We start from the raw sequence: 22,363 nt of genomic DNA on the forward strand, positions 1-22,363 counted from the left end.
CGGTACATAAAGGCCAAAGCGCGAATAGAAAGGGATCTTGTACATGGATATAGTGGATTTGGGACGACTTCAATTTGCGATAACAACTATCTTTCATTTTGTTTTTGTGCCGATTTCCATCGGGCTGTCATTATTAGTAGCCATTATGGAAACGATGTATGTGATAAAAAAGAATGACTTGTACAAAAAAATGGCCAAGTTTTGGGGAACCTTTTTACTCATAAATTTTGCTGTCGGGATCGTGACAGGGATTATGCAGGAGTTCCAATTTGGGATGAACTGGTCTGATTTTTCACGATTCGTCGGCGACGTATTTGGAACACCGCTAGCGATTGAGGCCCTCTTAGCATTCTTCCTCGAATCGACTTTTATTGGACTATGGGTGTTTGGTTGGGATCGTTTGTCCAAAGGTGTGCATCTCGCATGTATTTGGCTCGTATCCATCGGAACGATTCTTTCGGCTCTTTGGATTCTGGCAGCCAACTCGTTCATGCAGCAGCCAGTCGGCTTCGCTATCAATAACGGACGTGCAGAGATGGTCGATTTCTTCGCGCTCCTTACCAATGGACAATTACTATATGAATTCCCGCATACCATTTTTGCGGCATTTGCGACAGGTGCCTTCTTGGTAGCAGGTATCAGTGCTTGGAAGCTGTTGAAAAAACAAGACGTTACATTCTTTGTGCAATCTTTCAAAATTTCGATCGTGGTAGCATTGATCTCCTCACTTGCTATTGCTCAATTCGGTCATGGTCAGGCACAGTATTTGGTTGCTACCCAACCGATGAAAATGGCAGCGAGTGAAGGGCTGTGGGAAACAAGCTCAGACCCAGCTCCTTGGACGGTTTTTGCAACGATTGATCCAGAAAAACAAGAAAACGGTTTTGAAATAAAAATTCCTTACTTGCTTAGCGTCCTGACGTACAACTCACTTTCAGGTTCTGTACCGGGCATGTTGGAATTGCAGGCAGAGTATGAGAAAACCTACGGTCCAGGAAACTACATTCCACCAGTTCGGACGACTTTCTGGAGCTTCCGCATCATGGTAGCGGGCGGTAGTGCAATGATTTTGCTGGCTTTATACGGGGCATATCTCACTTTCCGCAAAAAGCTGGAACAGCCAAACAAGCGGTTCATGCAGTTGATGGTTGCGGGTATTTCACTACCATTCATCGCAAACTCAGCTGGGTGGATCATGACGGAGGTAGGTCGTCAGCCCTGGACGGTATTCGGGCTACTGCGTGTTGAAGATTCGGTTTCGCCAAGCATTAGTACAGGAGCGGTATGGTTCTCTCTTATCGCCTTCACGACAATTTATCTAATCCTGCTTTGCCTCTTGGCTTATCTGTTTGCTCGTGTGGCGAAAAAAGGACCGGATATGGATAGTCATGAGGAAGTAGAGGATTTACAGCTTCAGGATCCATTTGATCGTGTAAGGAGTGAACGTTATGGAGCTTAATGAACTGTGGTTCCTGCTCATTGCCGTTCTATTTACCGGATTTTTCTTTCTCGAAGGCTTCGACTTTGGTGTAGGTATGGCGACGCGCCTGCTATCACGAAATGATTTGCAAACCCGGGTTTTGATCAATACGATTGGCCCGTTCTGGGATGCCAATGAAGTTTGGCTGATTACAGCTGCTGGTGCGATGTTCGCAGCGTTTCCGGAGTGGTATTCCACGATGTTTAGCGGGTATTATCTCGTGCTTACGCTGATTCTGCTTGCGTTGATTGGACGCGGGGTAGCATTTGAATTTAGAGGCAAAGGGAAAGGTGAGGCTTGGAAAAAGACGTGGGACGCAGCGATTCTGATTGGAAGCTTTGTACCGCCGATGTTGTTCGGTATGATCTTTGCCAGCCTGGTGAAAGGTGTGCCGATTGATCAGAATATGGAAATGACTGCGGGCTTCTCTGACATTGTGAATGGTTACTCGTTGTGGGCAGGAGTGACCGTTACAGGACTATGCTTGCTGCACGGCCTGAACTTCATCTCGCTGCGCACGGTAGGCGAGTTGCGTGAAAAATCACGTGTACTGGCGGCAAAGCTGTTGCCGATGCAAGCGGTTCTCATGGTGGTGCTTGTAGGGTGGACATTCATGGTAACCGATCTGTTTGAGCGCCAGGGTGTTTTGTTGACAGCAGCTGTACTCTTGGGTGTTATCGCTTTTGTACTGGCTCGTTACTACCTGAGACAAGGCAGGGAAGGATGGGCTTTCGGGATGACAGGTACGATGATCCTGTTGACGTTCGTCTCGATGTTTATCGGTTTGTTCCCACGGGTGATGGTCAGCACGATTGATAGCGCGTTTGATTTGACCCTCTATAATGCAGCTTCGAGTCCATACACGTTAAAAGCAATGACCATTGTTGCAGCAGTGCTTTTACCGTTTGTGCTAGCCTATCAGGCTTGGAGCTACTTCGTTTTCCACAAGCGAGTCACTGAAAAGGATCATTTGGAGTACTAATGGACAAGGAATTGTTCCGATTACAAGGAATCCGACCGGTTATGCTGCTGCTAGCCGGTCTTTCCCTCCTACAAAGTGCGGCGATTATCGGTCAGGCACTGCTTTTGGCGAAGTCGATCGCGATCTTGTTTGAAGGTCAAGCGGTTCAGATGGCGTATCAGCCGCTTGCACTGTTTTTGGTCACGATAGCTGCTCGTCATACCATCGTTTGGCTGCAAAAGAAAGTCGCTGGCCGTTTTGCTGAAGCATCTAGTGAGTCTTTGCAAGGGAGAGTTCTATCCCGATTGTTCGAGCGTGGTCCACGTTTTGCCGCCAGTGAAGGAAGCGGAAAGATTGTTACGCTTGTCCTGGAAGGTGTAGATCGTGTACGTACTTACCTGGAGTTGTCTGTTCCACGTACGCTAGATATGGTTTTTGTTACGTTTCCGCTTCTGGCATTTGTCTACATGCAAGATATGATTTCTGGACTGATCCTGACGGTAACGATGCCTGTTCTCATCGGCTTTTTTATCGTACTCGGTCTGGCGGCGCGTAAACAAGCAGACAAACAATGGCGCTCGTATCGAATGCTATCCCATCACTTCACCGATTCGCTTCGTGGGCTTGCGACGCTCCGGTTTTTGGGACGTAGCAAAGACCATGGGGAGACCGTCGGTAGAGTGAGTGATCAATATCGATCCGCTACGATGCGTACGTTGCGCATCGCCTTCTTGTCATCATTGGCACTCGACTTCTTCAGCATGTTGTCGGTTGCGTTTGTGGCAGTCGGTCTTGGGTTGCGGCTGATTGAAGGAAACTTTGGGTTTGAAACGGCATTGGTTATCCTGATTCTTGCACCGGAATACTTTTTGCCAGTGAGGATGCTGGGATCGGACTACCACGCCTCATTGGATGGCAAGGAAGCTTTGGGGACTATTCGTACCATTATAGATAGTGCCGCAACAGATGAACATAAGGAGGAAACACAAGCAACAAATAGCCAGACGTCTCTGACAGGCGGATGGGATGGAACGATTACTTTGTCCCATATTCGTGTCGTCGGTGAGGATGGCAGACAGCTACTGGGTGAGATATCTGGGGAATTGGGCAGCAACATGAGAAGAGTGGGCATCGTTGGAGCGAGCGGGGCTGGAAAATCAACCCTTCTCGGAGTGCTAGGCGGATTTTCTGATCCCGAAGCTGGTGTGATACAAGTAGATGGGCAACCCGTTACGGGGGATGCGAAGCAGGAGTGGCAACGGCAAATCGCTTACATCCCACAGCATCCGTATTTATTCAATCAATCGTTGGCGGATAACATTCGCTTCTATGAGCCGGAAGCGACGAAGGAACAGGTGGAGCAGGTGATTCGTGATGTCGGTCTTACAGAGCTGGTGGACAGCTTGCCAAATGGCTGTGACGAAATCATTGGCGAAGGGGGCCGCACGTTAAGCGGCGGACAGGCACAGCGGGTTGCATTGGGACGTGCGCTGCTTGGCAACCGACCAGTGATTTTGCTCGACGAGCCGACCGCTCACTTAGATATTGAAACGGAATGGGAGCTAAAACAGACCATGTTGTCGGTGCTGGGGAACAGGCGTGTATTTTTGGCCACACATCGTTTGCATTGGATGCGAGACATGGATTGGATTTGGGTAATCGACCAGGGACGACTGGTGGAAGCGGGTACCTATGAACAGCTCGTTGCACAAAAAAGCGTATTTTATCGGTTGTTGACAGCTGGTGCCAAGGGGGAGAAAGGATGAAGGAAGCGCGAGAAGGCAATCAGGGGTGGTTTCTTCCATACTTTCGCCAATTTTTCTGGCAGTTTGCCGCAGCGGCTTTGCTGGGAACCTTGGCAGTGGCATGTGCGGGCGCTTTGCTTTATACGTCCGGGTATCTGATCTCCCGCTCCGCACTCAAGCCTGAAAACGTCTTAATGGTCTATGTTCCCATTGTACTTGTCCGGGCTTTTGGCTTTAGCAAAGCAGTCATTCAATACCTGGAGCGTTTGGTTGGACACGATGCAGCTTTGCGTGTGTTATCGCGTATGCGTGTGCGTTTGTATCAGGCCATCGAGCCGCAAGCACAGCTCCTCCGCACTCGTTTTCGTACGGGAGATCTGCTTGGTGTACTTGCGGATGACATCGAGCAACTACAAAATGTCTATCTGCGCTTTGTGCTACCTGCTGTATCGGCGGTTCTCCTCTACGGGGCAGGTATTGTGGCACTGGGAAGAATGGACGGGATGTTCGCGCTGCTGATGGCGTTGTACTGTGGGTTTCTGCTGTTTGTTACACCCGCAGTTATCTTGTGGTCATCGATTGCCAAGAGTCGGAGGTTCAAGCAGGAGAGACAGGCAGCATACCGGGAGCTGACTGATGCTGTTTTTGGCATGAGTGACTGGATTCTCAGTGGTCGTACACAGCAGTTTCTCCAGTTGTTTACAAGACGGCAAAAGTCAGCTGCCCAGATCGAAAACTCCATTCGACGCGGAGAATGGCGAGTCCAGTGGATGTCGCAGTGTGCAATCGGTGGAGCCATTGCCTTACTGGTCATCTGGGCGGGCGGACTTGCCGCAACGAATCAGATACCTGCTACGTTGATTGCTGCGATAGGGCTGGTCGCATTTCCGTTGATGGATGCGTTTGCCCGTATTTCTGACGCTGTTGTGCGAATGCCAGAATACAAGGAGTCTCTGGGGCGGCTTCGGGAGATTGAGGGCAGTCGTCCAGCCAGTGTGGAGGCGCAGAAGGAAAAGGTGGCTGATCAAGCAGGGGGCAGTTTGAAGCTCGATCATGTTCATTTTCGCTACCCACAAGCCAGCAGTTGGAGTGTGCAGGACGTGTCTTTTGAGGTGGCTCAAGGAGGGAAAATCGCGTTGCTCGGTCGCAGCGGAGCTGGTAAATCGACGATACTGAACTTGATTCGAGGTGCCATACAGCCGGAAGCAGGTCAGGTGACAGTAAATGGGCAGCCTGTCCAATCAGAAGAGGATTCTGCTTGTTTGTTTTCCGTGTTGAATCAGCAGCCGTATTTGTTTGACACAACCGTAGCCAATAACATCCGGCTTGGACGACCCGATGCGTCCGATGAAGAAGTGCGTGCTGTGACAGCTCAAGTCGGTCTGGATCAGCTGATTGAATCCCTACCGGACGGTTATCAAACCCGGATGCAGGAAACCGGTTTGCGCTTCTCTGGCGGAGAAAGGCAGCGTATAGCCCTTGCCCGGATTTTGTTGCAAAACAAGCCGATTGTTCTCCTTGATGAGCCGACGGTGGGATTAGATCCGTTGACTGAACGCGATCTCATGGCAACGATCTTCCGTGTCTTGCACGAGAAAACATTCATTTGGGTGACTCACCACTTGAGCGGTGTAGAGCAAATGGACGAGGTTATTTTTATGGAGCAGGGAGTCATCTCGATGCGAGGGACACATGAGCAGTTGTATCAGGACAATCCAAGGTATCGCAACCTGTATACATTGGACTGTCCGTTGGCGTCTGTGATGGAAATATAAGAAGAGGAAGACAGGCTGTTCCGGAGAGGGATAGCCTTTTTCGTTTAAGAGAGGGCCTCGCTGGTTACACCCCGGTAGTAATGGGTGTGCCCGTCATCATAAGTGGTTTGCCCTGAAAACTCGTGGTAATGACTTCCGTCCGGCAGCGGAATAGGCGGACCCGTCCATCCCCTGTAGTGATGCACATGTCCATCATTAAACGTAGTGGTTCCTTCGTAATAATGGACATGCTGATCTCTCATTCCTTCTGGCGGAGACGTTCTGCCACGTATTCGGTGACGATGACGATCCGAAATGCTAGTCAGTGTATCATATCCATGAAAATGCCCGGGCCGATCGGCAAATCGAATAAAGCGTAATGAATGAGAGTGCTGAGAGCTCATTAAGAAACGCCCCTTTGCATGCATTTATCACTAGTAAATGCGTTTGTCGGGCGTTTCGAAACGGACATTCGTCTATGCGTTCAATAACTTGCAAATGCAGAACACTAAAAGCAAAAGAGCCTTCCCCATTGGAAAAGGCTCTCGTCTGATTAAAATAGTTTTTTCCCCATGATATGATCGAGTGGAATCACGCCAATGACTCTACTATCATCGCTATTGTTACGATTATCTCCCATCACAAACACATGGTTTTCCGGTATGACGATTTTGGCATCAGGTACGTTGACCATCTTTTCTTTTATGTACGGCTCATTTAACGACTGACCATTCCGATACAGGCTCTCGTTCTTAAACTCCAAAGTATCGCCGGGTTTGCCAATGACTCGTTTTACCCAGAATGTTTTGGCATCGCTTTTCCCCATGGCGAGCATGAGGAGAGGATTTTCAAGGATGTCATCTTGTAACGTACGATCTCGGTCTACACGGCTGTCGATCACGACAATATCGTTGTACTCAGGGAGATAAGAGAATGTGTGGGACAATTTCGACACATAGATGCGTTCGTCGTTTTGCAAAGTGGGCACCATCGATTGTCCATTCACTTTAAAAGGTTGGAGAACAAATATGTTAACCAGCATCGCGAGTGAAAGGGAGATGCCCAACGTTTTGGTCCAGCCCCATATATCTTTTACGCTTTTCAAATCAGACCGCATCCTTCCACGTGACAGATTACTTTGGTGTGGCTATTGATTAGTACGTGAAGTGGTGCTTTTTGGTTACGTAAATGAAAAGAGAAGCTTGGGAAGCAAAAGGAATTAAGCAAAAAAGCTGAAAAAGATGACAGCAAAAATGCCACTGGGGACAGAGGCGAGCAGGAAATAAAAAGTCCATTTCCATCTGCTTTTATAATCTTGCACTTCATGTTCTTTGTAATAGGCTGAGGGGGCGCTAAGGGCGTTATAAACCATTAATCCAGCTAGCGTAAGGAGACCGAATGCAAGGTACTCCGCATAATGGCCAGCTTGATCGATGTTCCCCGTCTTTATTGCTATGATCATACAGAGGATCTGCAAAGCAGCTCCAAAACCAAGTGCCTTAAGCATGAGAACCACCTGTTATTTTTGGGGTAATTTAACTGTAATTACGTTTAAAAGGAAAAAACGTTTCAATCAGATTAAATCTTTTTAACAAACGAAACCCGGTCGTTTCCATTTCCATCATAATTAGAAGTCACGTCGATTCCATCCACCATTTTATCTCCTTTTTCAACCATAAAACCTAACTTGGTGTGGAAGGAGATTGAACCTTTATTAACAGGAGAGGTAATGCATCGAATCGTATCGCATCCTTTTTGTTTTATGGTTTGAAAGAAATGGTGGTATAATTCGCGGCCCCATCCATCCTTTCGTTTGTCCGGATGTACCCCAACGAAGTGAATGTAAGCTTCTCCAGGGAACGTCTGGGACAAGAACCCGATGAGGAAAGCGATGACTTCTCCATTCTCTTCAACAATAAAGCTCGTTGACTGGAAATGGACAAAAAACAGCTTGGGTAACATATCAGACATTTGTCGCCCACCCCACCAGTCGTTGAGGACCGAAATAACTTTAAGGTAGTCTTGCTCTTGTACATTTCGGATTTGCATCATGCGTGCCTCCTTCATGCTCACTGTGACAAGTCTTTCTGTTCAGGCAATTTTTCCCAGACTACAATGATTAGCGTTGCGATAGGGCCGAGGAGTAAAGAGAGAAAAAACCAATTAAGGCCGCTACGATTTTTTCCTTGAGCTAGTCCAGCGTTGATGAGGGCCAATGTACCCCAGCCAACAAAATATTGATCTTCCATTTTCGAATCTGCCTCCATTGTTAATAGGTTGCTCCTATCATATACGTAATGAAGAAAATAGAGTTGCTAAGAGTTTTACAAAATGTGTATGAACAAACTAAAAATGGCCAATCGAAAGCGAAGGCCACTGAGAGGAACGTAATCCACTGGGTTGAGGTGTCAGTCTGTTTGTTGGCTCTGTTCCGGGAACGGAAGGGGTTCCCTGAACCATGGCATCAAGCGTTTTGATACTCGGTTATTTATACAAGATGTCCTCCCGTAGTGACTCTACTTTGCTCAGAGCATCGGAAATATCTTCTTCGCTGACACCAAAGTGAGTCAGGGCATCACGCAAATGCCTAACGATGGCATCAAAATGAATGGGTTGCAGATTCATCCCTTCGTGAACCTTTGCCATGGAGTGTCCTGTGTATTGATTTGGACCACCGAGGGCATAGCTGATGAACTTTGTTTGGTGTCTACGCTGTTTTTCCATATCGGTGTTTTTGAAAAAGTGGTTCACGGTGTCATCAGCTAAAACTAAATCATAAAAGTAGTCCACTACTTTTGCGACCGTATCTTCCCCACCATATTTCTCGTAAAACGTGCTCATCAGTGACCTCCTTAGGAAAGTTGCTTCCCTTATATATTCCACGATTGATGGAAACTTATTAAAGAAAAGCCCGCAAGCTGATGCCGATTGCATTTCGACGTCAGCCTGCGGACTAGATGTATGTCATGTGCGCTTTGTTTTAGCCAACTTTCCTGATCACTTTCGAATTTCCACCTGAACTGATAATGATCCATCCTTCAGGAACAGGTGAGGCTTGCAGTACCTCAATCTGTGTTCCGTTAGGAGCACCATTGACATTTCTGATCACATTCGATCCTCCATAGGTTCGAACCATGATCCATCCTTTTGGGATAGGCGAAGCGAGCATCACTTCTACCTCCGTGCCGTACGAAGCATTATCAACATTTCTGATTACATTCGATCCTCCAAAGGCTCGAACCATGACCCATCCGATTGGAATAGGCGAGGCGAGCATTACCTCTATCTCCGTACCATAAGAAGCACCGTTCATATTCTTGATTACATTCGATCCTCTAAAGGCTCGAACCATGACCCATCCGTTTGGGATAGGCGAAGCTAGCAGCACCTCTACCTCCGCGCCATAAGAAGCACCGTTCACATTCCTGATCAGGTTCTGCGTTCCTAAACTTCTAACGATAACCCATCCGGCTGGAATAGGGGAGGTAAGCGACACCCAGATTTCTTCCCCATACATGGCGTTTCTGATTTTTTTATTGGAAGCGTAGGTGGTTGCCTTTTCCTGTGTAGGGAGTGCTGCCCCTTGGACTTGTGTGGCTAGAGAGGGTACTACGACGACTGAACTTAATGACAGGATAATAAGTGCTTTTTTAAACATGAGCATCAACCTTTCTTTATGGTGAATGTTATTTAGAAAACGTTCATCGAGTAGTAATCAATTGTTGTACATTACAAAAATATCAATTTATTCCATTTTATACTATTGTTATTCTCATTACTGTAGGAGATATTGTCGAATGCTAGGCAAAGTTGACGATATGTTGAACAGCCGAGAGAAAAGCAAATGACCCTCTCATCAGTTGAGAGGGTGGAGGGAAGGGTAGATTGTTCGCATGCGGAGCGAAATGGAGAGTAGTCCTATTTCATAAAGCTTAAAGCCACTCCAATGGAATAAGGTACAAGCCATAGAATCCATACGATTAGGCTAAATTTATGGAATTGCTTGATTTGATGTTCTTTCTTTTTCCATAGAACGACACAGGCCCACACTGTATGGAAAAACATCAAGATCAAAGCGATCAACCCGGTAATGCCATGCAAATTCAAGCTGGAACCGTCTGCGAGGAATTTCATAAACGTTGTTCCAATCGTGTCGAATACTAAACCCAAACCAAAAAAGATAAGGTGTTTCGACTTTAGCTCTCCAGAACGTTTTTCGCCCCATACTCCAATCGTATAGGCAATGAGAGCAAGATTTATAAAAATCACCGCTGCTGCTAACACGTAAGATCATCTCCTGTTCATTTCTTTTGACTACGCTTGTAAGTGTAATCGTTGAATATGAACGAGAGATGAACACAATCGTTACGTGGTTACGTGTCTAGAGTAAGTATCCGTTAGCAACTAGTTGCGTAGAGAAAAGAGGCTTTCATATGCGAAAGCCTCCATAAATAATCCAAATATTTAAGGAATTGTCACCGACACGGTTCCCACTGCTCTCCCGATTCCAGTGTTCGATACCAATATATAGTATTTTCCTACGGGTAATTCTTTGGTGCTTGTAAAAGTAAAGGATCCGCTACCCTCAAAACGTCCAGTACCTAATGGACGACTAGAACCATCTGCACTCAAGATTCGATAGGTTAAGTTGGGTTTAATGGAGGAAAGCCTGCCTTTCTGCGTTACATGAACAGTAATCTTTCCAGGTGACTGAATATCGAACCATTTAGAGTCAAGTGAGCTTCTACTCTCTAATTTAGTGTAACGCAAAACTTCTGTGGTCTTCGAAACAGGAGCAATCGCCTCTGTAGACTGAGGTTGGGTACTACTAGCTATTGCGCTTGTCGGAATAACAAGCATGGCAGAAAATGCGAGAAGTGTGGATTGGATAAATTTTTTCAATGTCATAACCTCCAATTTATTTATATTCAACAATACATTACCTTTACACCCAAAAATTAGCAATATTTTCAGGTGGGAAATAATATCTAAAAAGCGCCCCTTTTAAAGGAGTACTTAGGCAGCCCATCAAAGCTGAAAACAGCAGGCAACCAAGGAATAGGAACTGATGCCCCTTTGAGGAGCACCAGCCCTGCAGCGTTAGTTTTCTAAGTGTGACAGATCATCTGCATCAAACAAGTGTCTCAAGATGGCGTGACTCACCTCGGTAACGGGCTCGAAAACAAAAGCAACTAGGTGTTCGTGCGGCTCCAGATAGTAATTCCTGTAGCCCAGCTGAATCAACTCCCGATTGAGTCGCGCTGCATCTTCGAAACTTGCGTAAAAATACAGATGCTTGGTCATAGTAATCACCTCCTTCCGCAGTAAACCGTAGCAGAAGGAGTAGAGTCACACCAACAATCGCGAGCCTGGTTTCCAATTGAAAAAGGAAAAACCCTTATTTACAATAAGGGTTTTTCCTTTTTCATAACCTGTTGGCTCTACCGATTATCCACTTTTTCCGGATACATATCATGATTCATCATCCGATGACTCGCCATCTCCTCGTACTTTGTCCCCGGTTTCCCGTAGTTGCAATACGGATCGATCGAGATACCGCCGCGCGGAGTGAACTTGCCCCATACCTCGATGTAGCGGGGGTCCATCAGCTTGATCAAATCGTTCATGATGACGTTGACGCAATCTTCGTGGAAATCGCCGTGATTGCGGAAGCTGAACAAGTACAGCTTGAGTGATTTGCTCTCTACCATTTTGATGTCAGGAATGTAGCTAATATAGATCGTCGCAAAGTCTGGTTGACCGGTAATCGGGCACAGGCTCGTGAATTCCGGGCAGTTGAATTTTACGAAATAATCACGGTACGGATGCTTGTTGTCAAAAGACTCCAATACGCTCGGGTCATAGGAGTAGTTGTACGTTGTGCCTTGATTCCCTAAAAGAGTGAGGGAGGATAAATCGCGTTCTTGTTGATGTGCCATATGAGTACAGTCCTCTTTTCTTCCATGTGAGTAAAATATCGTTTAAACGCCTCGTTTATTGCCCCAGACAAGCGCATGTAGTTGGGGTAGAACCTTCGCGTCATTCATGTCAGGTGTCGCCATCGCATGATCGACTAGCCATTCAAAGCTCTCCAAAAGCTTATCCCGAAGCCGAGGCGTATCAGCGTCCGTCAGATCACTGTTTCCTGGCTGCAAGTAGAAAGGTACCTCTGGAAAACGCTGATGAATGGTGCGTGCATAGGCAAAGTCGGCGTCGTCGAAAACAACCACTTTCAGGCTAAGTCCTGGATGTTTTTGTTCCAAAAGCTCGTGTACAATTCGATCAAGCGCTTGAAAATCTGTTTCCATCCCGGAGCTAGGCGGCTTGGGTGAAATCGTAATGTCGTCAATCAGTGGAAGCCATGCTTGCCACTTGCTGCCTTGTGTTTCGATTGCTGTGCGAATGCCATGCTCCTTCAACAGGGTGAGTAAGTCGCCGATGCCAGTCAAAAGCGCAGGATTTCCCCCGGAGATCGTGACATGGGAAAAACGATCCCCGCCCAAGCGAGTGAGCTCCTCCCAGATCGCCTCGGGAGACATTTGCTGGATCTCATCGCGGGCAGATCCATCCCAGGTAAAAGCGGAGTCGCACCAGCTACAACGATAGTCACAGCCAGCTGTTCGCACAAACATCGTTTTTTGTCCGATAACCATTCCTTCGCCCTGAATCGTAGGGCCGAATATTTCCAAGACCGGGATCATTCCATCATCCACTCCCGTCTTACCTCTGCATAGCTGGTCGGTGTCTCGAATAGGCGAACGAACTCTACCCGAGCGTCGTTGTAGTGGTCGCGGTAGGCATCTGACTGCAATTGCTTTTCCATCTCTTCGAAAATCCACACGACCATGTTTTCGGCGGTGGTATTCATTGGAGGGAGCATTTCATTCAGATAACGATGATCCAAATAAATTTCGATGTGCTCTTTCCAGATTTGCTTGATGTCACCGAAATCGATCACGAGTCCGATCTCGTCCGGAAAGCCGCTGATGCCGAAGACGACCGTGTACGTATGGCCGTGGAGATTTTTGCACTTTCCTTCATAGGCGTGCAGATGATGTGCAGCGTCAAAAGTAAATTCCTTGCTTACCAAAACGCGTTTGTTATGGTAGCGAAGCTGTGATTTTTGAATATGAGTACCCAGTGCCTGCATGCGATCGACAATACGAAAATCAAAGTTCGCGCTCATCAGGCTTGTTCTCCAGGTTGATTTTTCTCGGAAAGATAAGTGTCCAGTCCAGCTTTTCGCAGGTGGCAGGCAGGGCATTCGCCACAGCCGTCTCCTTTGATGCCGTTATAGCAGGTGAGGGTATTTTCGCGAATATAGGTGAAGGCACCCAGATCGTCCGCCAGCTTCCACGTTTGTGCTTTGTTCAGCCACATGAGCGGCGTGTGAATCACAAACGGATAGTCCATCGACAAATTCAACGTCACATTCAGTGATTTGATAAAGGCGTCACGGCAGTCGGGATAACCGCTAAAATCCGTTTCGCATACACCGGTAACCAAGTGACGTGCTCCTCGTTGCTTGGCGAAAACGCCCGCAAAGGAAAGGAACAACAGGTTGCGTCCGTCAACGAACGTGGATGGCAATTGGCCTTCTTCCTGGGTAATGTCAATATCTGTGCGGGTGAGTGCATTGGGCGCGAGCTGGTTTAACAGGCTCATGTCCAATACGGAGTTTTTGACGCCGAGCTCTGCGGCAATTTGTTGGGCGCACTCGATCTCCAGCTTGTGTCGCTGCCCGTAATCAAACGTGAGGGTTTCTACTTCGCCGAATTGCTCTTTCGCCCAAAACAGGCAGGTAGTGCTGTCCTGACCTCCGCTAAAGACAACGACGGCTTTTTCCTTTTTCATTGCTCTCCATCTCCTTGTAGAGGTAGTTCAAAAAGTCGTCTTTTGATCACGAAGTCGTTCTGAAAGCTGATTCGACATCGAAACTGGCGTCCACCTTCGAAGTCCGGTGCTCATGTAGGTTCCCTACACTCCGCTCCACCTTTTTCAGGTTCTCACCACTTTCTCGGTGCTGAAAAGCCGACTTTTTGAACACACACTTTGATTGAATTAGAAGAAAGAGAGTTCTTGAACTTTCCATCAAAAAAACAAAAACAATACCAAAGAAAGGTACTGTTATCCTGCTTAGTTTTTTATAGAGGGAGTTCGCGAACCTCTCCCGTGCAGATGCACGGATTTCTTATTTGTGGAACCCAAATGGGCACCTTGAGACATTATACAACAATCAGCGCCGAAGTGGGGGGATTATCGTTTGGAAAAAGATTGACGGATGGAGGGTGCTACTGCTAGTGTTTTTTCATAATCGATCAACATGGAGTGGAGCGGGTGATTTTGATGAGAGATGTCCCTTTCGTGGAAGAATATCGCGGCGGCATTCTGGAGAACGTACATAACGGCATCGTGTGCGGCGTGAATGAAAAAGGAGAGGTGGCTTATCGGGCAGGAGATGAGAACCATATCACCTTATTGCGCTCCGCAGCGAAGCCCTTTCAAGCCATTCCCATCGCTAAACGTAAAATTGATGAAAAATTCGGACTGAACAGCAGCGAAGCAGCACTCTTTGCGGCCTCACATCGTGGTGAAGTCTATCATATGGAAGGCTTGGAGTCGATTTTACGAAAGACCGGCATTCAGGAAGACGAATTGCTCACTTGCCCGACTTATCCGCTCAACGAGGAGCCGAAGTTTGCTTGCTTGTCCCAAGGCATAGAAAAACGCAGGCTCTTTCATAATTGTGCAGGAAAGCACTTGGGGTACTTGGCGTTGTCAAAGGATCAAGGATATTCCACTCATGATTACTACAAGGCAGAGCATCCAGCGCAACAGGAGGCATTAGAGGTGTTTGCCAACCTGGCTGACTATCCAAAAGAGCAGGTTCAGCTCAGCGTCGACGGCTGTGGCTTCCCGGTTTTTGCGCTGCCGCTCAAGCATCTGGCGATCGCATATCTAAAGCTCGCGTGCCCGGATCTGATCGAGGATCACATGACGCGTGAGGCTGTAGGGAGAGTGACAGGCTGGATGACGAGCAGTCCCGAGATCATTGCCAGTCACAACTTCATCTGTACAGCGCTTTTAATGGATGAAAATATAATCGCCAAAGGCGGAGCGATGGGCGTATACGGCTTTGCTTTGAAAAAAGAGAGACTCAGCTTCTCGCTTAAGGTACTGAATGGCTCTGAATTAGTATGGCCGCTTATTATCGCATCGATCTTGGAGCAGATTCAGTATGAGAATCAGGAAACCATCGACCGACTGCATGCGCTGGCGCCAAAAGCCATTAAAAACGATAATCAGTTGGTGGTAGGGGAGAAACGACCAGTTTTTGTCTTGAACAAATGCTAATAACGGAGGCGAAGTATCATGCTAGTGGAAGTGATTGCGACTTCAGTTGAGGATGCAAAACGTGCAGAGCAGGGTGGAGCTGACAGGCTGGAGCTCATCTCGGGAATTTTGGAGGGAGGCATTACTCCGAGCTGGGGATTGATTGACGCAGTGGTCAAGGCGGTTTCCATCCCGGTAAACGTCATGGTGCGACCGCATAGCCAATCGTTTTGCTATACAGCAGAAGAACTTGCGGTCATGCGGCAGGATGTACGTATCATCCGTGAGCTTGGGGCAGCAGGTGTCGTATTTGGCATGCTGACTCCAGAAAATAGACTCGATCAGCGGGGAGTGGAGCTGTTACTTGGAGAGTCAGGTACTTTGAATGTGACGTTCCACCGTGCTTTTGATGATGCTGTAGATCAAATCGAAGCAGCGCGTATTCTCCTGGAATATCCCCAAGTTCGTACCATTCTGACCTCTGGCGGTAAAAAAACGGCCATCGAGGGAGCTGATTGCATCGAGCAGCTCGTCAAGCTGACGGAGAACACACAACTCACGATTTTGGCAGGAAGCGGATTGTCGCTGGCTAACGTGGGAGACCTCGTGAAACGTACGGGTGTCAAAGAGATTCATTTTGGATCGGCAGTACGAGAAGAAGGACAGGCTCTCCGATACGTCGATGCAGAGCGAGTGGCAGCCATCAAACAACTACTATAGCAAAAACAAGCCGACATCTTATTTCTGGAAGGATGCCGGCTTGTTTTTTATTTGCTTCCGTATCCAATAACCGACGATGAGAATCAGCGGATACAGGAAGCCTTTTGTTAAATCAAAGAATGGCCAATACGTATACGTTTCGTATAAAAAAGCTCCGTTTGGAACGATGATAATCGCGATGGCGACAAATAAGATACAAATGGGCATGGTGAGCGACTGATGCCCCTTTAAATGGAGAAGCTGCTTTATACCCACGCAGAAACCATACATATACAGTACGACTTTGAAATAAATGGAGACAAACCACATGAGAGCCATCATTGCTTCCTGCCTTTGAAAGAACTCTCCTACATGGACTCGTTTGGCGAGGGAGTAGCTCGGAAATGTCTCACGGGAAACCAATTCCGGGCCGAGCACCAAAAGCGATGAGAAGATGACGGCAAGTAGACAAATACTACCGTAAATGGCTCCGCGCAAAAAAGCAGACGTGAGCTTTTGTTTTGCATCGAGGAGCGGAGTGATCATGAGAAAAATAACCAGCTCCGAGAAGGGAAAAGCCGTGACTGCAAATACTCCTCTTATGACGGGCTTTATGCCATTTTCCATGAAGGGGAAAAGGTTCTCGAATTGGAACTGAGGGCTTAACAAAAGTAAAAACATAACGAACGTAAGGACAAACCAGAGGAAAAAAATTTCGCTGGTCCGTGCAAAAGCTTCAAGGCCTAATCGAACAGCGTATATGGCGGAGGCAACGAATAGAAACATGACAGCATGGATGGGTGTTGCTTTCATGATGTGCGTGGTCATGAATTCCCCAATCGTCCGTATATAGACAGCGCCGTTGATTAAAATAGCTCCCAAAAAGAAGAGAGAAAAGAACGTGCCGAGCCAACGCCCAAATATGAGCTTGCTCTTTTCAATCAGCGTTTGTTCGGGGTAGATGCGACCGACTACACAAAACAAGTATACGATGGCTAGCCCCAGTACCATGCCGATCAATCCTGATAGCCATCCATCGTGACTTGCTTCAGTCGCAGGTACGGAAGGTAAGATCAGAATGGAATCTCCTATGGTGATGAATGTGACGAGGATGACAAATTGACGGCTGCCAATCTTATCGGAGTTCTGCATGAAGTCTCACCTTGTCCGTAGGTTTATCTTACGTATTATTTCCAAGTTCAGGATGGATAAACGAAACGTAAGCAGGTGTAGTCTCTTGTCTGATTCGTTTTCCGAATAGTATGATAAAAAGAAAGCGGCAAGAAACGATAAGCCAACAGGAGAAAGGAAGAAAAGCTGTGGAGCTGGAAAAAAGGTTGTCGGCCATTATCGGACAAGCGGAGGGGACTTGGGGCGTCGTTGTGGAGGAACAGGGCTCAGCTAAAGGGACACGTTTTGAGCATGTACCGGACGAGCTGTTTATTGCGGAGAGTGTGATCAAAGTGCCGATCATGGCAGCCGTTTTCGCGGCAAGTGAGCAAGGGCATTTTCGATTGGATGATCCGCTTGTTCTACGCCAAGAGGATTTGGTTGGGGGATCGGGGATTTTGTACGCGCTATCTCCAGGCTTGAAGCTTACGATTCGCGACTTGGTGACCCTCATGATTATTCAGAGCGACAATACGGCGACAAATATGCTGATTGATTTGGTAGGAAAAGCGAAGATCGACCAGACTATGATCGATCTGGGAATGCGCCAAAGCTGTTATTCACGCAAGCTGATGATTTATCCACTCGACATCACAGAAAACAATAAGATAACGGCTGGGAATGTTGCGAGTATGCTAGGTCAACTGGCAACGGGCAGTTATTTGTCGGAGCGTGCCTGTAAAGAGATGATCGCCATTATGAAAAAGCAGCAAGTCCGTAATGGTCTGCCGTCCCAATTGCCAAGCGAGGAAGAATCCAATTATCCTGTATGGGAACTGCCGTGTAAATCGGGCTGGGATACCGGTAGACAGCATGATGTAGGCTTGCTGTATACGAACAATCGCTGCTTTTCCATTACGGCCTTATCCAAATATGTAACCGCTCAATCCGCTCTGAACACACTAGGATTATTGGGAAGAGCTGTGTATGACTACGCCATTCTGGCTGTCGATTAGATCGGCAGCTTTTTCATTTGTTGATAGCTAAAACTTGCTTGGAGGCTGCATCGATCTCTTGCAATTCAGACGATGTCAAAGAAAAGCGCATGGATTTGACATTTTCCTCCGCATGATGGACTTTGGAAGCGCCTGGAATCGCAAAGACCGTTTCACCATGAGCGTGAATCAACCAGTTCAAGGCGATTTGTGTAGCGGATGCATCGTATCTGTGTGCCAGCTCCTCGAGGACCGTGATGAGGGGCTGAGACTTTTTTAGCCCGGCAGAACGAAAGGCGGATGTCCATTTTCGGGGGCCTGTAATGGACTGGACAAGGGCTGGATTCTTATGAAATTTGCCGCTTAGAATCCCTTGCTCAAGCGGAGAATAGGCGATAATCGCAATGCCCAACTCTTTTGCCGTATCCAGAATCTCGTTTTGTTCGATCCTTCTGTCCAGCAGGCTGTATTTCACTTGATTGGAGATAAGACGCAGACCGTGCTCGCGCAATACGCGATCGGCTTCTCGCATACTTTTGGCGGAAAAGTTACTGACGCCCACGTTCTGAATCTTGCCTTGTTTGATGAGCTTGGCCATTTCATTCATTTCGCTTGCAACAGAAGATAAGGAGTACGGCTGGTGGACTTGATGCAAATGGATGGTGCGGTTATCGAGCAAACGAATGCGTTCGTCGATTGTATTCCCGATACTTTTGGCGGTGCGCAGGACAGGCCACCATTTCGTCGCAATATGAGCGGAATCCGCTAGTGGCCCGGCGTCGTTTAAGGCTTTTGCCAGCATCTGTTCTGATTGACCTTTGCCGTATACTTCCGCAGTATCAAACCAGTTTATGCCCCCACGCAAACTCGTCTGCACAATTTGTAAAACATCGTGAGGTCCAATGACAGGCCAAAACTTCCCCACCATTCCCTGTCCATTGCTGAACTGCCAGCAGCCTAGGCCTAGAGGAGAAAGCATCAGGTCTGAGCTGCCCAATTTACGTAATACAGGCGTTTCGATTGCTCCCAAGCCACTTCACCTACTCCCATTCTATTATTGATTTAAGATACTTTCTTCCAATACAGCATACTTGTCGCCGTATTCCTTAATGATATGCTTTTCGCCCCATAAGCAGAGCGAATCGAGAATACTTTTCAAGGTCCAGCCGTACTCACTGAGCTCATACTCCACTTTTGGCGGAACCTGATTGTAAATAATCCGGTTGATGATGCCATCGTCTTCAAGCTCTCTCAGTTGCTGCGTCAGCATCTTCTGCGTAATACCCGGCATCAGTCTTTTCAACTCACTCGTACGTTTTTTTCCGTGAGTCAGGTGACACAAAATAACACATTTCCATTTACCGCCGATGACTTCGAGTGTGGCTTCCACTGATATGTTATACTTCTTCTTCACAGTTGATTTCCTCCTGAATGATAGGTACTTTTTGGTGCCTATCACACAAAAAAGTGCGTACTTTTTCTTTTGGTTAGTTTCTCTCATAATAACACTTGTCAAACGACATGAAGCACATTGGGTGACTGGAAACAGTCATACTAACATAGAGAACATGGATGGAGGAGACAAGTTATGCCAAAACATTTGCAAGATACGACTACGCTGTACAACGGAGTAAAAATGCCTTGGGTGGGTCTAGGTGTTTTTAAAGTAGAGGAAGGTCAGGAGCTCGAGCAAGCTGTAAAAACAGCAATCAAGCACGGCTACCGCAGTATCGACACAGCCGCTATTTATAACAACGAAGAAGGTGTTGGCCGTGGAATCCGTGCAGGTTTGCAGGAAGCGGGCATCACGCGAGAAGATCTTTTTGTTACCTCGAAAGTATGGAATTCGGATTTGGGGTATGAGTCCACGTTGGAAGCATATGAGACGAGCCTGAAAAAACTCGGGCTGGAATATCTGGACTTGTACCTCATTCACTGGCCGGTAGAAGGAAAGTTCAAAGAAGCATGGAGAGCATTAGAGACGCTATACAAAAAAGGGTTGGTAAAAGCCATCGGGGTAAGCAATTTCCACGTTCATCATTTAGAGGAACTGCTTAAAGACGCTGAGATTAAGCCGATGGTGAACCAAGTGGAATTCCATCCGCGCCTGTCCCAAGATGAACTACGTGCCTACTGCAAGGAGCAAGGAATTCAATTTGAAGCATGGTCTCCGCTGATGCAAGGACAACTATTGGACAATCCAGTACTAAAGGGAATGGCAGAAAAATACGGGAAGTCCATTGCTCAAGTCATTATACGCTGGGATTTGCAAAATGGCGTTGTGACCATTCCAAAGTCGACCAAGGAGCATCGAATCGTCGAGAATGCATCCGTATTTGATTTCGAACTGTCTAAAGAAGACATGGAAATGATTCATGCGCTGAACCAAAATCACCGAGTTGGTCCAGACCCGGATAACTTTGATTTTTAATAGCTGACAGCATACAAAAAAACTCCTGATGATTTCAGGAGTTTTTTGCGTTGAGGAAAAGGAGTAGGAATCAAATGACTTCTGGCAACTGAATGTCGTCCATGGTTACCACACATTCAAATTGATTGGGGGAGTCGTGGTGAACATGCTCCTTGAGAATACCCATTTTCACGAAAAAGCGCAGGCTGGTGTAAACGGTTGAGAGTGTGATGTTTGGCATCTCGTTTTTTAAAGCATGGTAAACGTCTTTGGCTGTATAGTATTTCCGATTGCTAAGCATAAGAAGGAGTACGGCTCTTCTTTGGATGGTTAATCTTTTTCCTAGATGCTTTACTTGTTGTGTGACACTGACAATATGTTGATCCATTACAGGTCACCCCGTTCTTAGATTATAATAATTACTATATTATAATTATCCTTTTTATTTTGTGTACAGTCAACTTTTTCTTTCCATATCTTATCCAGCTCTTGGCATGAGCGTGCATGTTTCTGAGGGATGCGTAAATCTTACATAAGAGGGATGAGGAAATAGGGGTTTTCTTTTCGACCAAAACATGGTAGTGTATGTGCGGATTTTTCTTACGTGATAATGTCAGGAGTGGAACCATGTGGCACGAAAAAGACGAACCGCAATCCAGATGAACAGTCCGCAGCGAAAAATACTCGAATACGGCATGCTGGTTCTAGGATCGCTAGTATTGGCAACAAGTTTCAATCTGTTTCTGAATCCAAACCAAATTGCTTCTGGAGGCGTTTCTGGGCTGTCTACGATTTTGCATAACTTGTTTGGCTTTTCTCCAGCAGTCGTGCAATGGGCAATGAATATTCCTTTGTTTCTATTAGGATTTAAACTACTCGATCGGCAATACAGTATGAAGGCGGCGGTTGGTTCGATTGTTCTCCCGTTGTGTGTCATGCTGACCAGTCACCTACAGCCGTTAACGACGAACCTCCTGCTGGCAAGTATTTATGGGGGAATCGGGGTAGGGCTTGGGATTGGTATCGTGTTTCGGGGGAGAGGATCGACGGGCGGTTTTTCCATTGCATCACAAATCCTCCACAAATATTCAGGGTTTAGCTTGGGTGCATGTGTAGCTGTATTTGATGGACTAGTGATCTTGTTTGCGGGGATTGTATTCGATCCGGAAAAAGCATTGTATGCACTTATCGCGTTGTTTGTGACCAGCAAGACGATTGATATTGTTCAGATGGGCTGGAATACATCCAAGGTCGCTTATATCATTTCGAATGAAACAGATACGCTGAGAGAAACCATCTTGTATGATTTGGATCGTGGCGTCACTTTGTTGGATGGTGCTGGTGGATATACCGGCGACGCGCGTAAGGTGCTCATGGCAGTGGTTAGCCAAAGTGAAGTGAGTAAGCTGAAAATCATGGTGCGTTCCGTGGACCCGGATGCCTTCATTATTTTGTGCCCTGCTCAGGAAGTGTTGGGAGAGGGCTTTCGAGCGGGTTAATATTATATATAGAAGAAAAGAGCGGTGGGGGAGTCGTTCCACTGCTCTTTTTTTGTTCGATTTTTATTCTGAATGAAATTATTTTAGATTTTCTATTGCATTTAAAATTTATACGTGCTATATTAAATCTCGTGAGCGGGACACACACGAAACGCACACAACGAAAACAAACAAATGCCGGTGTAGCTCAATTGGTAGAGCACCTGACTTGTAATCAGGGGGTTGTGGGTTCAAGTCCTATCGCCGGCACCACTACATAATCTGTAGTAGGGAAATGAAACGGAGCGCTTGATAGCGCGAAATGCTCTTTGAAAACTGAACAGCGAAAGCGTTGATGAGTCTATCATTAAATGATTTGCCAGCTTTGAACCAGTAAC

General features: G+C 46.8%; 27 protein-coding genes, 1 tRNA gene and 1 riboswitch. Of the genes, 10 read left to right on the forward strand and 18 right to left on the reverse strand.

What is annotated here, in order from left to right:
* Nucleotides 1-43 precede the first annotated feature (43 nt).
* From HPY28_RS24800 to cydC, 4 genes are read left to right on the forward strand one after another with little or no spacing between them, the layout of a single operon-like run.
* Complete coding sequence (locus tag HPY28_RS24800; RefSeq protein WP_174231636.1) at nt 44-1,459, forward strand: cytochrome ubiquinol oxidase subunit I; 1,416 nt, start codon at nt 44-46, stop codon at nt 1,457-1,459.
* A complete protein-coding gene (cydB, locus tag HPY28_RS24805; RefSeq protein WP_173623051.1) occupies nt 1,449-2,462 on the forward strand; it encodes a cytochrome d ubiquinol oxidase subunit II in 1,014 nt (337 codons plus the stop codon). The genes HPY28_RS24800 and cydB overlap by 11 nt, the downstream gene beginning before the upstream one ends.
* On the forward strand, nt 2,462-4,207 hold the full coding sequence (gene cydD, locus HPY28_RS24810; protein ID WP_174231637.1) for a thiol reductant ABC exporter subunit CydD: 1,746 nt from the start codon (nt 2,462-2,464) through the stop codon (nt 4,205-4,207). The genes cydB and cydD overlap by 1 nt, the downstream gene beginning before the upstream one ends.
* Entirely contained in the window at nt 4,204-5,961 is a 1,758-nt protein-coding gene (cydC, locus tag HPY28_RS24815) for a thiol reductant ABC exporter subunit CydC (protein ID WP_174231638.1), read from the forward strand. Before cydD ends, cydC begins: the two co-directional genes overlap by 4 nt.
* Before the next feature lie 44 nt (nt 5,962-6,005).
* Here the strand turns inward: cydC and HPY28_RS24820 are convergent, their stop codons facing one another.
* The 14 genes from HPY28_RS24820 to queC all read right to left on the reverse strand — a co-directional run bounded on the left by HPY28_RS24820 (nt 6,006) and on the right by queC (nt 13,794).
* Nucleotides 6,006-6,344 (reverse strand): YmaF family protein, encoded by a 339-nt coding sequence (locus HPY28_RS24820; RefSeq protein ID WP_082192224.1) that lies wholly within the window; start codon nt 6,342-6,344, stop codon nt 6,006-6,008.
* Nucleotides 6,345-6,493: 149 nt separating this feature from the next.
* Nucleotides 6,494-7,057 (reverse strand): signal peptidase I, encoded by a 564-nt coding sequence (lepB, locus tag HPY28_RS24825; RefSeq protein ID WP_017251163.1) that lies wholly within the window; start codon nt 7,055-7,057, stop codon nt 6,494-6,496.
* A 102-nt stretch (nt 7,058-7,159) separates the two neighbouring features.
* Nucleotides 7,160-7,447, reverse strand: a complete 288-nt coding sequence (locus tag HPY28_RS24830; protein ID WP_173623054.1) for a hypothetical protein — start codon at nt 7,445-7,447, stop codon at nt 7,160-7,162.
* A gap of 71 nt (nt 7,448-7,518) precedes the next feature.
* Entirely contained in the window at nt 7,519-7,989 is a 471-nt protein-coding gene (locus HPY28_RS24835; RefSeq protein ID WP_174225629.1) for a GNAT family N-acetyltransferase, read from the reverse strand.
* Between the two features lie 20 nt (nt 7,990-8,009).
* Nucleotides 8,010-8,189 carry a hypothetical protein gene (locus tag HPY28_RS24840; RefSeq protein WP_026043294.1) on the reverse strand — a complete coding sequence of 60 codons (180 nt, stop codon included), beginning with the start codon at nt 8,187-8,189 and terminating at the stop codon, nt 8,010-8,012.
* Between the two features lie 235 nt (nt 8,190-8,424).
* Nucleotides 8,425-8,781 (reverse strand): group I truncated hemoglobin, encoded by a 357-nt coding sequence (locus HPY28_RS24845; RefSeq protein WP_173623055.1) that lies wholly within the window; start codon nt 8,779-8,781, stop codon nt 8,425-8,427.
* A gap of 139 nt (nt 8,782-8,920) precedes the next feature.
* Nucleotides 8,921-9,598, reverse strand: a complete 678-nt coding sequence (locus tag HPY28_RS24850; RefSeq protein WP_173623056.1) for a hypothetical protein — start codon at nt 9,596-9,598, stop codon at nt 8,921-8,923.
* Between the two features lie 260 nt (nt 9,599-9,858).
* The gene (locus HPY28_RS24855; RefSeq protein ID WP_174225473.1) at nt 9,859-10,224 is read right to left on the reverse strand and encodes an HsmA family protein; all 366 of its coding nucleotides are present in this window, start codon (nt 10,222-10,224) and stop codon (nt 9,859-9,861) included.
* 180 nt (nt 10,225-10,404) lie between these two features.
* Complete coding sequence (locus HPY28_RS24860) at nt 10,405-10,842, reverse strand: hypothetical protein (RefSeq protein WP_017251156.1); 438 nt, start codon at nt 10,840-10,842, stop codon at nt 10,405-10,407.
* 198 nt (nt 10,843-11,040) lie between these two features.
* Nucleotides 11,041-11,244, reverse strand: a complete 204-nt coding sequence (locus HPY28_RS24865; RefSeq protein ID WP_017251155.1) for a hypothetical protein — start codon at nt 11,242-11,244, stop codon at nt 11,041-11,043.
* A gap of 137 nt (nt 11,245-11,381) precedes the next feature.
* Nucleotides 11,382-11,879, reverse strand: a complete 498-nt coding sequence (queF, locus tag HPY28_RS24870; protein WP_007729714.1) for a preQ(1) synthase — start codon at nt 11,877-11,879, stop codon at nt 11,382-11,384.
* A gap of 42 nt (nt 11,880-11,921) precedes the next feature.
* Nucleotides 11,922-12,641 (reverse strand): 7-carboxy-7-deazaguanine synthase QueE, encoded by a 720-nt coding sequence (gene queE, locus HPY28_RS24875; RefSeq protein WP_017251154.1) that lies wholly within the window; start codon nt 12,639-12,641, stop codon nt 11,922-11,924.
* A complete protein-coding gene (gene queD, locus HPY28_RS24880) occupies nt 12,638-13,126 on the reverse strand; it encodes a 6-carboxytetrahydropterin synthase QueD (protein WP_017251153.1) in 489 nt (162 codons plus the stop codon). The genes queE and queD overlap by 4 nt, the downstream gene beginning before the upstream one ends.
* Nucleotides 13,126-13,794 carry a 7-cyano-7-deazaguanine synthase QueC gene (queC, locus tag HPY28_RS24885; RefSeq protein WP_017251152.1) on the reverse strand — a complete coding sequence of 223 codons (669 nt, stop codon included), beginning with the start codon at nt 13,792-13,794 and terminating at the stop codon, nt 13,126-13,128. Before queC ends, queD begins: the two co-directional genes overlap by 1 nt.
* A 276-nt stretch (nt 13,795-14,070) precedes the next feature.
* Nucleotides 14,071-14,114: riboswitch (PreQ1 riboswitch) on the reverse strand.
* Nucleotides 14,115-14,286: 172 nt separating this feature from the next.
* Here queC and HPY28_RS24890 point away from each other — a divergent pair.
* Entirely contained in the window at nt 14,287-15,294 is a 1,008-nt protein-coding gene (locus tag HPY28_RS24890) for an asparaginase (RefSeq protein WP_174231646.1), read from the forward strand.
* Between the two features lie 18 nt (nt 15,295-15,312).
* Nucleotides 15,313-15,993 (forward strand): copper homeostasis protein CutC, encoded by a 681-nt coding sequence (locus HPY28_RS24895; protein WP_174231639.1) that lies wholly within the window; start codon nt 15,313-15,315, stop codon nt 15,991-15,993.
* An 18-nt stretch (nt 15,994-16,011) separates the two neighbouring features.
* Here the strand turns inward: HPY28_RS24895 and HPY28_RS24900 are convergent, their stop codons facing one another.
* Nucleotides 16,012-17,124 (reverse strand): GerAB/ArcD/ProY family transporter, encoded by a 1,113-nt coding sequence (locus HPY28_RS24900; RefSeq protein WP_174231640.1) that lies wholly within the window; start codon nt 17,122-17,124, stop codon nt 16,012-16,014.
* Between the two features lie 167 nt (nt 17,125-17,291).
* Between HPY28_RS24900 and HPY28_RS24905 the strand changes: the two genes are divergently transcribed.
* Nucleotides 17,292-18,098: a serine hydrolase gene (locus HPY28_RS24905; RefSeq protein WP_174231641.1), complete on the forward strand. Its 807-nt coding sequence runs from the start codon at nt 17,292-17,294 to the stop codon at nt 18,096-18,098.
* Between the two features lie 13 nt (nt 18,099-18,111).
* Here the strand turns inward: HPY28_RS24905 and HPY28_RS24910 are convergent, their stop codons facing one another.
* Together HPY28_RS24910 and HPY28_RS24915 are read right to left on the reverse strand one after the other, a co-directional pair.
* Nucleotides 18,112-19,056: an aldo/keto reductase gene (locus HPY28_RS24910; protein WP_174231647.1), complete on the reverse strand. Its 945-nt coding sequence runs from the start codon at nt 19,054-19,056 to the stop codon at nt 18,112-18,114.
* A 75-nt stretch (nt 19,057-19,131) separates the two neighbouring features.
* A complete protein-coding gene (locus tag HPY28_RS24915; RefSeq protein ID WP_017251146.1) occupies nt 19,132-19,491 on the reverse strand; it encodes a winged helix-turn-helix transcriptional regulator in 360 nt (119 codons plus the stop codon).
* Nucleotides 19,492-19,665: 174 nt separating this feature from the next.
* Here HPY28_RS24915 and HPY28_RS24920 point away from each other — a divergent pair, with 174 nt between their 5' ends.
* A complete protein-coding gene (locus HPY28_RS24920; protein ID WP_069848323.1) occupies nt 19,666-20,508 on the forward strand; it encodes an aldo/keto reductase in 843 nt (280 codons plus the stop codon).
* A 70-nt stretch (nt 20,509-20,578) separates the two neighbouring features.
* Here the strand turns inward: HPY28_RS24920 and HPY28_RS24925 are convergent, their stop codons facing one another.
* Entirely contained in the window at nt 20,579-20,875 is a 297-nt protein-coding gene (locus tag HPY28_RS24925; RefSeq protein ID WP_017251144.1) for a Fur family transcriptional regulator, read from the reverse strand.
* A 241-nt stretch (nt 20,876-21,116) separates the two neighbouring features.
* Here HPY28_RS24925 and HPY28_RS24930 point away from each other — a divergent pair, with 241 nt between their 5' ends.
* Together HPY28_RS24930 and HPY28_RS24935 are read left to right on the forward strand one after the other, a co-directional pair.
* On the forward strand, nt 21,117-21,986 hold the full coding sequence (locus HPY28_RS24930) for a YitT family protein (protein WP_017251143.1): 870 nt from the start codon (nt 21,117-21,119) through the stop codon (nt 21,984-21,986).
* Nucleotides 21,987-22,162: 176 nt separating this feature from the next.
* A tRNA-Thr gene (locus HPY28_RS24935) sits at nt 22,163-22,238 on the forward strand.
* Nucleotides 22,239-22,363 lie beyond the last annotated feature (125 nt).

The organism is Brevibacillus sp. HB1.2 (assembly GCF_013332495.1).
In the GTDB taxonomy this organism is placed as follows: Bacteria; Bacillota; Bacilli; order Brevibacillales; family Brevibacillaceae; genus Brevibacillus; species Brevibacillus porteri.